General features: G+C 70.3%; 12 protein-coding genes. 10 read left to right on the top strand and 2 right to left on the bottom strand.

The annotated features are described in order from the left end of the window. The 9 genes from ACILSK_RS16840 to ACILSK_RS16880 form a co-directional block, all read left to right on the top strand. Positions 1-1,032: AMP-binding protein (locus ACILSK_RS16840; protein ID WP_395728337.1), on the top strand; the 1,032-nt coding region annotated here is incomplete at its 5' end. Further along, the gene (gene pcaF, locus ACILSK_RS16845) at positions 1,029-2,228 is read left to right on the top strand and encodes a 3-oxoadipyl-CoA thiolase (protein WP_395728338.1); all 1,200 of its coding nucleotides are present in this window, start codon (positions 1,029-1,031) and stop codon (positions 2,226-2,228) included. The genes ACILSK_RS16840 and pcaF, both read left to right, overlap by 4 nt. A 125-nt stretch (positions 2,229-2,353) precedes the next feature. Then, positions 2,354-3,598: an acyl-CoA dehydrogenase family protein gene (locus tag ACILSK_RS16850; RefSeq protein ID WP_395728339.1), complete on the top strand. Its 1,245-nt coding sequence runs from the start codon at positions 2,354-2,356 to the stop codon at positions 3,596-3,598. A gap of 5 nt (positions 3,599-3,603) precedes the next feature. Further along, complete coding sequence (locus ACILSK_RS16855) at positions 3,604-4,407, top strand: enoyl-CoA hydratase/isomerase family protein (protein ID WP_395728340.1); 804 nt, start codon at positions 3,604-3,606, stop codon at positions 4,405-4,407. A 1-nt stretch (position 4,408) separates the two neighbouring features. Then, complete coding sequence (locus ACILSK_RS16860) at positions 4,409-5,317, top strand: 3-hydroxyacyl-CoA dehydrogenase family protein (RefSeq protein ID WP_395728341.1); 909 nt, start codon at positions 4,409-4,411, stop codon at positions 5,315-5,317. Continuing rightward, positions 5,314-6,543, top strand: coding sequence for an acyl-CoA dehydrogenase family protein (locus tag ACILSK_RS16865; RefSeq protein WP_395728342.1), 1,230 nt, complete (start codon positions 5,314-5,316; stop codon positions 6,541-6,543). Before ACILSK_RS16860 ends, ACILSK_RS16865 begins: the two co-directional genes overlap by 4 nt. A gap of 30 nt (positions 6,544-6,573) precedes the next feature. Continuing rightward, complete coding sequence (locus ACILSK_RS16870) at positions 6,574-7,542, top strand: NADPH:quinone oxidoreductase family protein (protein WP_395728343.1); 969 nt, start codon at positions 6,574-6,576, stop codon at positions 7,540-7,542. A 102-nt stretch (positions 7,543-7,644) separates the two neighbouring features. Next, the gene (locus ACILSK_RS16875; protein WP_395728344.1) at positions 7,645-8,577 is read left to right on the top strand and encodes a hypothetical protein; all 933 of its coding nucleotides are present in this window, start codon (positions 7,645-7,647) and stop codon (positions 8,575-8,577) included. Between the two features lie 81 nt (positions 8,578-8,658). Beyond that, positions 8,659-9,870: an MFS transporter gene (locus ACILSK_RS16880; protein WP_395728345.1), complete on the top strand. Its 1,212-nt coding sequence runs from the start codon at positions 8,659-8,661 to the stop codon at positions 9,868-9,870. 51 nt (positions 9,871-9,921) lie between these two features. On the opposite strand, the gene ispF is transcribed toward ACILSK_RS16880, so the two are convergent. Continuing rightward, positions 9,922-11,130: a 2-C-methyl-D-erythritol 2,4-cyclodiphosphate synthase gene (gene ispF / locus ACILSK_RS16885; RefSeq protein ID WP_395728346.1), complete on the bottom strand. Its 1,209-nt coding sequence runs from the start codon at positions 11,128-11,130 to the stop codon at positions 9,922-9,924. Between the two features lie 40 nt (positions 11,131-11,170). Beyond that, positions 11,171-11,653 carry a CarD family transcriptional regulator gene (locus ACILSK_RS16890; protein ID WP_395728347.1) on the bottom strand — a complete coding sequence of 161 codons (483 nt, stop codon included), beginning with the start codon at positions 11,651-11,653 and terminating at the stop codon, positions 11,171-11,173. A 331-nt stretch (positions 11,654-11,984) separates the two neighbouring features. Between ACILSK_RS16890 and ACILSK_RS16895 the strand changes: the two genes are divergently transcribed. Next, the gene (locus ACILSK_RS16895) at positions 11,985-12,584 is read left to right on the top strand and encodes a hypothetical protein (RefSeq protein WP_395728348.1); all 600 of its coding nucleotides are present in this window, start codon (positions 11,985-11,987) and stop codon (positions 12,582-12,584) included. Positions 12,585-12,652: the final 68 nt, after the last annotated feature.

The raw sequence follows: 12,652 nt of genomic DNA on the forward strand, positions 1-12,652 counted from the left end.
GGCGAACCCAAGGGGGTCATGCACACCCACAACACGCTGGTCGCGGCCAACCAGCCGTTGCCCGAGCGGCTCGGCGTGGGCCGGGACAGCGTCATTCACATGGCGTCGACGTTCGCCCATCTGACCGGCATGCTCTACGGAGTCCGGTTGCCCACCCAGCTCGGCGCCACCGGCGTGTACCAGGACGTGTGGAGCAACGAGACGTTCGTCGAACTCGTCGACCGGCACCGCATCACCTACACCTCGGCCGCGACACCGTTCCTGCACGACACCCTGAACGCGCCCAACCTGGATGCGCACGACCTGTCCAGCCTGCGGCGGTTCTGTTGCATGGGTGCGCCGATCCCACCGGCGATCGTCCGCGCGGCGCAGGCCCGGTTCCCCACCATGACGGTGCTCGGCGGCTGGGGGCAGACCGAGAACGGCCTGGTCACCCTCGGCATCCCCGGCGATCCGCCGGCGATCATCGCCGAGCGGGACGGGTTCCCGTGGCCGGGAATGGAGCTACGCATCGTCGACATCGACGGCAGTGTGCTGCCGGCCGGGGCGTCGGGCCGACTGCAGGTGCGCGGACCGTTCCTGTTCGTGGGGTACGCCCGGCGACTGGAGATGACCCGGGAACTGTTCCGCGACGGATTCTTCGACACCGGCGACCTGGCCTACCTGGATGAGCAGGGCTACCTCAAGCTCTCCGGACGGACCAAGGACGTGATCATCCGCGGCGGCGAGAACATCCCGGTCGCCTACGTGGAGAACGCCCTGTATGAGAACCCGAAGATCGGCTCCGTCGCGGTGGTCGGTATCCCCGATCCGCGGCTGCAGGAACGGGCCTGCGCCTGTGTCGTGTTGCGGCCGGGCGTCGAGGGGTTCACCTTCGAGGAGATGAAGGCATTCCTGAACGAGCGGGGCGTCGCCAAGCAGTACTGGCCGGAGCGGCTGGAGGTGCTGCCGGCCCTCCCCTCGACGGCGAGCGGCAAGATCCAGAAGTACAAGCTGCGGCAGCAGGTTCAGCCGGACAAGGAGAACGCATGAGTACCGCCTACCTGATCGACGGGGTCCGCACCCCGTTCGGCCGGTACGGGGGCGCCCTGTCGTCGGTCCGTCCGGACGACCTGGCCGCGCACGTGTTGCGGGGCCTGGCCGCCCGGCTCCCGTCGGTCGACTGGGACACCCTGGACGACGTGGTGCTGGGCTGCGCGAACCAGGCCGGCGAGGACAACCGCAACGTCGCCCGGATGGCGGCCCTGCTGGCCGGCCTACCGGTCACCGCCCCCGGTTCGACGGTCAACCGGCTCTGCGGGTCCAGCCTGGACGCGATCGCGATCGCGTCCCGGGCGGTCCGCTCCGGTGACGCCGACCTGGTGCTCGCGGGCGGTGTGGAGAGCATGAGCCGCGCGCCGTTCGTCATGCCCAAGGCGACGTCGGCGTTCTCCCGGACGACCGAGATCCACGACACCACGATCGGCTGGCGGTTCGTCAACCCGGTCATGCGGGCGCGGTTCGGCACGGACTCGATGCCGGAGACCGCGGACAACGTGGCCGCGGATTTCGACATCAGCCGGGCCGACCAGGACGCGTTCGCCCTGCGTTCCCAGGACCGGGCGGCCACGGCCATCGGCTCGGGGCGGCTGGCCCGCGAGATCCTGCCGGTCTCGATCCCGCAGCGCCGGGGTGAGCCGGTGGTCGTGGACACCGACGAGCACCCGCGGGCGACCTCGCTGGAGGCCCTGGCGAAGCTCAAGCCGATCAACCCGGGTGGGACCGTCACCGCCGGCACGGCGTCCGGCGTGAACGACGGCGCCGCCGCCGTGCTGATCGCGTCGGAATCGGCCGTGCAGCGGTTCGGGCTGACGCCGCTGGCCCGGGTCACCTCGGCCGCGGCGGCCGGGGTGCCGCCGCGCATCATGGGCACCGGGCCGGTGCCGGCCACCCGCAAGCTGTTGTCCCGCAACGGTCTGACCATCTCCGACCTCGATCTGATCGAGCTCAACGAGGCGTTCGCCGCGCAGTCTCTCGGAGTGCTGCGGCAGCTCGGCATTCCGGACGACGCCGACTACGTCAACCCGAACGGCGGGGCCATCGCGCTCGGTCACCCGCTGGGCGCCAGCGGGGCCCGGATCGCGCTGTCCGCGGCGATCGAACTGCACGACCGCGGCGCCCGCCGCGCCTTGGCCACCATGTGCATCGGCGTCGGCCAAGGCATCTCCGTCCTGCTGGAGGCCCCCTGACCCTGCCCGCGCGGATCAACTACCCCGGCGCGGCCGAAGTAGTCGACTTCCGTCCCATCCGCCACATTTCACCGCAGTTGATCCGCGCGACTGTCCCCACCCGCACCCGACACCTGGAGCACACCATGACCATCACCGAGGCCGTCGGCGTGGATGACCGGCCCGTCGGCATCTACGCCGGAGCCGTCACCCAGCCGCCGACCCCGATCTCCGATCGGGCCCGCGACTACCTGAACCTGGACTCGCTGTTCACCGCCGAGGAACTCGCGCAGCGGGACAAGGTGCGCGCGTTCGTCGACGCCCGCATCCGCCCGAACATCGCCACGTGGTACGAGGACGCGCACTTCCCGGTGGAGATCGCCACGGAGTTCGGCGATCTGGGCCTGCTGGGGATGCACCTGACGGGCTACGGCTGCCCCGGCCGCAGTTCGGTCGAGTACGGCCTGACCGCACTGGAACTGGAGGCCGGCGACTCCGGCCTGCGCACCTTCGTCTCCGTCCAGGGATCCCTGGCCATGAGCGCCATCCACAAGCACGGCTCCGAGGAGCAGAAGCAGCAATGGCTGCCGGGCATGGCCAAAGGTGCGGTGATCGGCTGCTTCGGGCTGACCGAGCCCACCGCCGGGTCCGACCCGGCCGGCATGGTCACCACCGCCGTCCGCGACGGGAGCGACTGGGTGCTCAACGGTGCCAAGCGGTGGATCGGCCTGGCGTCGGTCGCTCAGGTCGCCATCATCTGGGCGAAGACCGAGGAGGGTATCCGCGGCTTCATCGTCCCCACCGAGACGCCCGGGTTCACCGCGACGCCGATCGAGCCGAAACTGTCAATGCGCGCCTCCATTCAGTGCGACATCACCCTGACCGACGTGCGGCTGCCCGCCGATGCGGTGCTGCCGAACGTCGTCGGGCTCAAGGGACCGTTCGCCTGCCTGAACGAGGCCCGCTACGGGATCATCTGGGGCGCGATGGGCGCGGCCCGGGACTCGTACGAGACGGCGCTGCGATACATGCTGGACCGCAAGCAGTTCGACGTGCCGCTGGCGAGCTTTCAGCTGACCCAACGCAAGCTGGCCGACATGGTGCTGGAGATCCAGAAGGGCATCCTCGTCGCCCTGCAGACCGGACGCCTGAAGGACGCCGGAACGCTGCACCCGCAGCAGATCTCGTTCGGCAAGTTGAACAACGTGCGCGAGGCCATCGAGATCTGCCGGGAGGCCCGGGAGATGCTGGGCGGCAACGGCATCACGCTGGACTACTCGCCGCTGCGGCATGCCAACAACCTGGAGTCGGTCCGCACCTACGAGGGCACGGACGAGGTGCACACCCTGATCATGGGGCAGGCCATCACCGGCCTCGCCGCGTACCGGTGACGGCCATGACCACCGTTGCTCCCGTGACCCGGGTGGACTTCGAGACTCTCACCACCGAGGTGTCCGACGGCATCGCCACACTCACCATCAACCGGCCGGAGGTCCGCAACGCGGTCAACCGGCAGGTGCAGCTGGACATCCGCGCCGCCCTGGACGCCTTCCGCATCGACGACGACGTGCAGGTGGTGATCGTCACGGGCGCCGGCGAGAAGGCGTTCGTGGCCGGCGCGGACATCTCCCAGGTCCGCGGCTACACCCTGCACACCGCGCTCGCGTCCGATTTGCAGCGGCTCTACGACGACGTCGAGGCGTTCGAGAAGCCGACGATCGCCGCCGTCAACGGGTTCGCGCTGGGCGGCGGCTGCGAGCTCGCGATGGCCTGCGACATCCGGATCGCGGCCGACACCGCGCGCTTCGGCCTGCCCGAGACGAACCTGTCGGTGCTGCCGGCGGCCGGCGGGACCCAGCGGCTGGCCCGCCTGGTCGGCACCGGCCGGGCCATCGAGCTGATCCTGACCGGCCGGCTGATCACCGCCGACGAGGCGCACCGGATCGGGTTGGTCACCTCCGTCGTTCCCGGTGTCGAGTTGCTGGCCACGGCCCGCGAGGTCGCCGGGCAGATCACCGCCAAGGGTCCGCTGGCGATCCGGCTGGCCAAGCTGGTCATCCGCTCCGGCATGGACGCCGACCAACGGACCGGCCTGGTTGTCGAGCGGCTCGCGCAGGCGCTGCTGTACACGACCGAGGACAAGAACGAGGGCACCGAGGCGTTCCTGAACAAGCGCCCGGCTCGGTTCACGGGGCGATGACATGACGCTCAATCACGTGGTCGTGGTCGGGGCCGGCGCGATGGGGTCGCAGATCGGCATGGTCTGCGCCCTGGCCGGCCTGTCGGCGACCGTCACCGACATCGCTGCACCGGCGCTGGCCCGGGCGGAGACCGGCCTGCGGTCGCGCCTGTCCCGGGACATCGAGAAGGGGCGCCGGACGGCGGCCGAGGTGGCAGCGGCCTTCGGACGGCTGACCTTCAGCACCGACCTGGCCGCCGCCGCGTCCACCGCCGACTACGTCATCGAGGCGGCGGTGGAGAAGCTGGACGTCAAGCGGGCGCTGTTCGCCGACCTGGACAGGTACGCCCCGCCGCACGCGATTCTGGCGACGAACTCGTCCAGCATCGTCTCGTCCCGGATCGCCGACGCCACCGGCCGACCCGAAAAGGTCTGCAACCTGCACTTCTTCAACCCGGCGTTGATCATGACGTGCGTCGAGGTGGTGCGCGGGCCGGCGACCTCCGATCTCACGGTCGAGACATCCATCGCGTTCGTCGAGCGGTTGGGCAAGACCCCGGTGGTGTTGAACCGGGAGATCCCCGGATTCGTCGCCAACCGGATTCTCAATGCCGTGCGTGACGAGGCGATCTACCTGCTGGAGAACGAGATCGCGTCGGTCGCCGACATCGACACGGCCTGCCGCACCGCGTTGGGCTACCCGATGGGGCCGTTCGAGCTGATGGATCTGACCGGCATCGACATCGGGTACCTGACCAAGCAGGACCGGTTCGCGCAGACCGGTGACCCCTCCGACCGACCGAGCAGCAGTGTCACGGCCCTGGTCGAGCGCGGCGAACTCGGCCGCAAGACCGGAAAGGGTTGGTATTCATACGACCAGGCCGGGATCAAGACGCCCCGACCCACCGGCGAAGTGAGAGTGACATCGTGAGCAGCACACTGAACCTCGCGGCCGAGTTCACCAAGGATCTCACCACGGCCCGCAGCACCGACTACTACTTGCTCAACGACCTGCTCAACGACGAGGAACGCGAGATCCGCGACCGGGTCCGAGCCTTCGTCGACGCCGAGGTCCTGCCGATCATCAACGACTACTGGGAGCGGGCCGAGTTCCCCTTCGAGCTGGTGCCCAAGCTGGCTCAGCTGGGCATTGTGGGCGGCGCGATCCAGGGCTACGGCTGCCCCGGCCTGTCCCGGCTCGCCCAGGGCCTGGTCACGCTCGAGCTGTCCCGCGGCGACGGCAGCGTCAACACGTTCGTCGGCGTCCAGAACGGCCTGGCCATGGGCTCGATCAACATGCTCGGCTCCGACGAACAGAAGCAGCACTGGCTGCCGGGGATGGCCACGCTCGACCTCATCGGCGCATTCGCGCTCACCGAGCCGAACCACGGTTCCGACTCGGTCGCGCTGGAGACCACCGCGCGCCGCGACGGTGACCACTGGGTGCTCAACGGCACCAAGCGGTGGATCGGCAACGGCAGCATCGGTCATGTCGTCATCGTCTGGGCCCGGGACGAGGCCGACGGCAAGGTCAAGGGTTTCGTGGTCGAGAAAGACGAAGCGGGCGCCTACCCGGAGGGGTACACGGCCGAGCTGATCACCGGCAAGATCGGCAAGCGGGCGATCTGGCAGCCGGACATCGTGCTGGACGACGTGCGGGTGCCCGAAGCCAACCGGCTGGCCAACGCCAACGGGTTCCGGGACGTCAGCCGGGTGCTCACCGCGACCCGCGGCGGGGCGTCCTGGGAGGCGGCCGGTCATGCCATTGCCGCGTACGAGGCCGCGCTGACCTACGCCACCAACCGTCAGCAGTTCGGCAAGCCGATCGCGTCCTACCAGTTGGTCCAGAACAAGCTGGCGAACATGCTGGCCGAGACCACCACCATCCAGCTGATGTGCTTCCGGATGGCCCAGCTGCAGGAGCAGGGCAAGCTGACCGGCCCGATGGCGTCGCTGGCCAAGATGTACACGGCCAAGACGGCGCGATCGATCTGCGCCGAGGCGCGGGACATCTTGGGCGGCAACGGTTTGCTGCTGGACTTCCATGTCGCCCGGCATATGACGGACATGGAGGTCGTGCACACCTACGAGGGCACGGACAGCATTCAGTCGCTCATCATCGGGCGGGATGTCACCGGCATCTCGGCCTTCGACTGACCATTCTCGACCACGCGGAGGAGTTCGACGATGCTGGCCCTGCAGGCACATTCGCTGGACGGTCCGGCCGGGCTGACCCTGGACGAGGTTCCCGAGCCGGCCGCGGCGGCCGACGGGTTGGACCATTCCGTGCGGATCGGGGTGCACGCGGCCGGGGTCGGCTTCGTCGACACCCTGGTCACCCGCGGGCTCTACCAGGTGCGCCAGCAGCCGCCGTTCACCCCGGGCATGGAGGTCGCCGGGGTCGTCGAATTCGCACCGGCGCACTCCGGGCTGAACGTGGGAGACCGGGTGTACGCGTCGCTCCCGGTCGGCGGCTGCGCGGAGATCATCTGGGCCGATGAGCATCTGGTTGCCCCACTGCCGGCCCCGCTCGGCTTCGCGCAGGGCGCGGCGCTGGTGGTCAACGACCACACCGCGCATGTCGCGCTCGTCCGCCGGGCCGGCCTGCGGCCGGGTGAGTCGGTGCTGGTGCACGGCGCGGCCGGCGGGCTGGGGTCGGCGACGGTGCGGATCGCCGCCGCGTTGGGCGCCCGGGTGATCGCGGTGGCCAGCACCGCCGACCGGCGCGCCGCGGCGAAGGCGGCCGGCGCGGAACAGACCTTCGGCCCGGACGAGTGGCTGGACGCGGTGCGGGCTGCCGGCGGCGTCGACGTGATCGTCGACCCGATCGGCGGCGACGTGTTCGACGCCTCCTTGCGGGCGTTGGCCCCGGAGGGCCGGCTGCTCACCCTCGGGTACGTGTCCGGGCGGATCCCGTCGGCCCCGGCAAACCGATTGCTGTTGCGCAACTCCGACGTCCGCGGCGTCAACTGGCTCGCCCTGATCGCCGCCCATCCCGGCCTGTTCCGGTCCACGGCCTCGTCGCTCGCTGCCCTGCTGGCCGCCGGGATGCCGGGACCGGCGGTCCTGGAATACGACTTCGCCGACGGCGCCCAGGCCTTCGCGGATCTGGAGAACCGGCAGGTCATCGGTAAGGCGGTGCTACGCCTGCGTTGACCCGCATTCCACCACCGCCGACCTGAGCCATCGGCATGTTCCCGCGGCCGCCGAAGGCGCGGATGGCTCAAGTCGGCGCCTGCCTCCCGGTACCGTTCGGCGATGCACATGCCGCGCTTCGGGCCGATCCCCGCGACGTTCGACGAGGCCCGGTGCATGTTGTCGGTCCGCCCGGTGGGCGCGCTGCCCTTGCAGCTGCGACACCTCCGGCTGGCGTTGCAGGGAGCGCTCGACGGCCTGGACGTCGTGCAGCCGATCGTGGCGGACCTGAGCGTCGGGATGGTCCTGGATCTGCCGGACGTGGACGCGGCCGTCTCGGCGGCCCAGCTGGCGCGATGGGGGGTCGGCCTGCCGCAGGCGCTGGACGCGGCGGTCGCCGCCGCATTCGATCGGCCGGTCCCGCAGGCCCAGCGGGTCGAGTCCGTTCATCTGTACCGGGACGTCCGGTTCGCGGGCACCGCGCTCCTCCGGCCGGAACTCCTGCGTGGTCTCCCGGTCGACGGCGATCCGGTGATCCTGCTTCCCACCGTCGGGGACCTGCTGGTGGGCGGGGCGAACGACCCGGCCGGGCTGACCTTCATAGTCCGGATGGCCGAGCGGGTCGTGCAGTCGGACGCGATTCCGGTCTCGATCCAACCCCTGATCCTCCGAGGTTCCGGCTGGACGCCGTTCGAATGGCCGGCGGCGGCACGACCGTACGCCAACGCTCTCCGCCGCCGCTGGGACGGCCTGCACTACGCCGCCCAGCAGCCCCTGCTGAACCAGCACTTCGAACGGGTGGGGCCGCCGTACTTCGTGCCCGAGCTGGGACTGTTCGCGAAGGACGGCGAGACGATCACGGTGACGTCGTTGACCGAGGGGGTGCCGACCCTTCTGCCGCTCGCCGACCTCGTCGGCCTGGTCCGGGTCGGCGGACAGGTCACCCAGGTGCCGATGGAGCAGCTGTTCCGGATCCCCGGGCTCCTCGTGCCGGTCCCGAACACGGCGCCACCGCGGGTGTTCGCGACCCGGTTCCCGACCGAACTCGCCCGCTGACGTCCGGACCTGCCCGAGCGTTCGCCGGCCGACCGGAACGGGTTGATCGGTTCTGGGAAGCGGCCGACTACCGTCCCCCGGGTGACGAAGCCCGGCCGGACCCTGGTGACGATCGCCATCCTGCTGCTGGCGATCAACCTGCGGCCGGTGGTGAACGCCCTGGGTGCCGTGGTCCCGGAGCTACGGGCCGCGACCGGGCTGCCGGCGGCGACGACCGGGCTGCTGCTGTCCCTGCCGACGCTGGCGTTCGCGGTGATGGGCCTGCTCGCGCCGACCCTGGCCGCGCGGGTCGGCGTCCACCGTACGGTGGTGATCGCGCTGGTTGCGCTGCTGGTCGGTCAGCTGGTCCGCGCGGCGGTGCCCGGGTTGCCGGCCCTGTTCGCCGGCTCGCTGCTGGCCCTGGCCGGGATCGCGGTGGCCAACGTGCTGATGCCGGGTCTGGTCCGGCTGCACTTCCCCGACCGGATCCCGACGATCACCGCGGCCTACACCACGCTGCTGACCATCGGCGGGGCGGCGGCGGCCGGGCTGACCATTCCGTTGGAGCGCGGCCTCGGCGGCGACTGGCGGCTCGGCCTGGGACTGTGGGCGGGCACCGCGGCCATTGCGCTGATTCCCTGGCTGCTGCTGATCCGGGAAACCGATGTCGGCTCTGCCGGCCCCGCCGGTGCGGGAAAACGGCTGCAGCTCCGAACCCTCGCCCGCACCCGGGTCGCCTGGGCGCTGGCCCTGTACTTCGGCTGCCAGTCGATGGTCGCCTACGTGGTGTTCGGCTGGCTCGCCCAGATCCTGGTCTCCAACGGCATGACGGACACCGCTGCAGCCGCGCAGGTGTCGATCTCGATCGCGGTCGGCATCCCCCTGGCCGCGGCGGTACCGCCCTTGCTCGGCCGATCCCGTCACCCGGCCGTCATCGTCGTCGCCCTCGCCGGTTGCTACCTGCTCGCGTTCGCCGGCCTGATCGTCGCGCCCACCGGCCCGGTCGTGCTGTGGTCCGTGCTCATCGGGGTGGGCACCGGTGCCTTCCCGCTCGCCCTGACGCTGATCGCGCTGCGAGCCCGGACCGGCCTGGCGACCACGTCACTGTCGGCGTTCACGCAGTGCGCAGGGTACCTGTTCGCCTCCATCGGACCGCTGGGCTTCGGGCTGCTGTTCGACCTGTCCGGTGACTGGGACGTGCCGCTGATCGCCTTGTCGGCGATCGTGCTGATCCAGATAGGCGCGGGTCTGCTGGCCGTTCGGCCCCGGTACGTGGAGGACGAACTACCTCCGGGCCACGGCGTCGGGTCGTGACGCCGACCGGTCCACGCGTCGGCGCCTCTCCCCCGTCGGCGCCGGACGCCTTCAGGCCGGGCCGAGCAGCGCCGTGGCGATGGCGGCGCGCCCCTCGCCCCGGCCGGTGAGCCCCAGCCCGTCGGTCGTGGTGCCGGCGACCGACACCGGCGCCCCGACCACATCCGACAGGGTCTGCTGCGCCTGCGCCCGGTGCGGGGCGAGCTTGGGGGTGTTGGCGATCACCTGAACCGACGCGTTCAGCACCCGATGACCCTCGCGGCCGACCCGGGACACCACCTCGGCGAGCAGGGTCACTCCGGAGGCACCGGCCCAGCGCGGGTCCGACGTGCCGAACACCGCACCCAGGTCGCCCAGGCCGGCGGCGGACAGCAGAGCGTCGCAGAGCGCATGGGCGGCGATGTCCCCGTCGGAATGACCGGCGCAGCCGTCCACCCCGGGAAACAACACGCCGGCGACCCAACAGTCGCGACCTGGTTCGATCGGGTGCACGTCCACCCCGGTGCCGACCCGCATGTCGGCCGCCGCGAAGCTCAGCCGATCGGCTCGGGCATCAACGTCGGCCGGGGCACCGGCAGCGTTCTCGGCAACTACTTCGCCGGATGCCGCAATCATTCGTTCCACCGCCTGAAGGTCGTCCACCGAGCTGATCCGGAACGCGGCCCGGTCACCGTCCACGGCCGTCACAGCGAACCCCATCGAGGCGACCAGGCCGGCCTCGTCAATGGTCGAGTCCCCCGTGGTCGCCGTCGCGCACGCGCGCCGCAGCACATCCGCCCGGAAACCTTGCGGGGTCTGGACCGTCCGAAGACCGTCCCGGTCCACGGTCGTGGAGAGCGCCTGGCCGGCGCCGATCTCGCGAATCGTGTCGACGACGGGCAGCACCGGAACCACGGCCTCGGCGCCGGACCGGACCCGGTTGATCACCCGCTCGATCAGCGACACGGGAGCGAACGCGCGGTCGACGTCATGCACCAGCACGATGCCAACCCGTTCCGTGATCGCGTCCAGCGCATGCCTCATCGGGCTGGCTCGGTCGCCCGAGTCGGCAAGCACGATGGCCCGGTCACCCAGCAGCCGGCGTGCCCGCTCGTCGAAGCCGAACGGGACCAGCACCAGGACAGTGCCTACGCCGGCCCGGCGCAGGTGATCGACCGAATGAACCAACAGTTCGCGACCGCCGACGCGCGCAAAGGCCACCGGGCCCCCGCACAACTCACCGGGACCCGCGGCCCTGACAACCGCGGCGATCGTCGTCACCGAAGATGCCGACAGACCTGCGCCACCACCGCAAGAGCGGTCAGGAGGCCAGGACCTCGTCGAGGATGCCCTCGGCCTTGACCTCGTTCGTGCCCTCGGCGAGCGCGAGTTCGGAGACCAGAATCTGCCGGGCCTTGGCCAGCATCCGCTTCTCGCCGGCCGACAGACCCCGTTCGCGGTCACGCCGCCACAGGTCGCGGACCACCTCGGCGACCTTGTTCACGTCGCCGGAGGCCAGCTTCTCCAGGTTTGCCTTGTACCGCCGCGACCAGTTGGTCGGCTCCTCGGTGTGCGGCGCCCGGAGCACCTCGAAAACGTGATCCAGACCGGTCCGGTCGACCACGTCCCGAACACCGACGATCTCTGCGTTGTCCGCCGGCACCTTTACCGTCAGGTCGCCCTGGGCGACCTTGAGGACGAGATAGAGTTTCTCGACACCCTTGACGGTCCTGGTTTCGGTGGCCTGAATGAGGGCCGCACCGTGATGCGGGTAGACAACGGTTTCGCCAACGTTGAAAACCATGAGAGTTCAAGACCCCTTTCGCTCCCACCATCCTACCACGTCCTGGCCGCGCCCATGGCCGTTGTCGCAGGTCAGGGGCTATCCGGTCACTTGACAAACCATTGCGCCGCGTGCATGTCGCGGCCCTGTCCGGGTTTTTCGGGCCTGTTCGCGGGCCCCGTCACCGACGGGCGGGACCTGCGCCGGGACACGACACGGGCCGGTACCGCCTCCCACCGAGCAGAGCCGATGCCCCGCCGACTAACCTTCTACCGAACGTCGCTCTTCACCAGTTGCCATCGCCGCCTCCGCACCCTGCGCACCGGGGACGGACCAGAAGAGGGGAACCGCCGTGACCCGCACCGCCCGGTTGCCGCGCCGAGTGCTCGCTCCTGCCGGTTTGGCGCTGTTCGCCGCAATGACGCTGGCGGTGAGCGGATGCGCGGCCGGTCAGTACTCGCAGACGGCCGATCAGGTCGCCGCCATCGACGGCGCCAACGGCACCGTCGGCACCATCTCCGTGCTCAACGCGCGACTCGCCCCGACCGCTCGGGAGAGCTACCCGGCCGGGTCGAATGCCCGAGTGTTGCTGTACGTCTCGAACGGCGGATTCACCGCCGACACCCTGGAAAGCGTGTCCAGCAGCGCCGCGACGTCCGTGAAGATCAGCGGTGACGCCACGCTGCCGCCGCAGACTTTGGCCGACTTCGCCAGCGAGACCGGCACCGAGGTCACCCTCACCGGCTTTCTGCAGGAGCAGCCCTACGGGGTCTCGATCCCGATGACCTTCTCCTTCGCCAACGCCGGCACCATCGACCTCAACGTGCCGATCCAGCTGCCGCCGGAACGATCGACCAATCGCGAGACGGTCAACATCCTGCCGCCCCATCCGACGCCGCTGTGGGAGCAGGACGAACTGGCCGAGGGTGACGTCGGACCCGGCGGGCACTGAGCCGCTCGGCCGATCCTCGCTCCGCCGACCCGGCGGACGGACACGCACCACGGTCGAGGCTGACTGTC

The organism is Nakamurella sp. (assembly GCF_044224575.1).
Lineage (GTDB): Bacteria > Actinomycetota > Actinomycetes > Mycobacteriales > Nakamurellaceae > Nakamurella.

Excerpts from the sequence above, each read along its gene's own strand:
- ACILSK_RS16870 (WP_395728343.1), top strand. The coding sequence starts at position 6,574 with ATGCTGGCCCTGCAGGCACATTCGCTGGACGGTCCGGCCGGGCTGACC.
- ACILSK_RS16855 (WP_395728340.1), top strand. The coding sequence starts at position 3,604 with ATGACCACCGTTGCTCCCGTGACCCGGGTGGACTTCGAGACTCTCACC.
- ACILSK_RS16875 (WP_395728344.1), top strand. The coding sequence starts at position 7,645 with ATGCACATGCCGCGCTTCGGGCCGATCCCCGCGACGTTCGACGAGGCC.
- ACILSK_RS16890 (WP_395728347.1), bottom strand. The coding sequence starts at position 11,653 with ATGGTTTTCAACGTTGGCGAAACCGTTGTCTACCCGCATCACGGTGCG.
- ACILSK_RS16860 (WP_395728341.1), top strand. The coding sequence starts at position 4,409 with ATGACGCTCAATCACGTGGTCGTGGTCGGGGCCGGCGCGATGGGGTCG.
- pcaF (WP_395728338.1), top strand. The coding sequence starts at position 1,029 with ATGAGTACCGCCTACCTGATCGACGGGGTCCGCACCCCGTTCGGCCGG.
- ACILSK_RS16850 (WP_395728339.1), top strand. The coding sequence starts at position 2,354 with ATGACCATCACCGAGGCCGTCGGCGTGGATGACCGGCCCGTCGGCATC.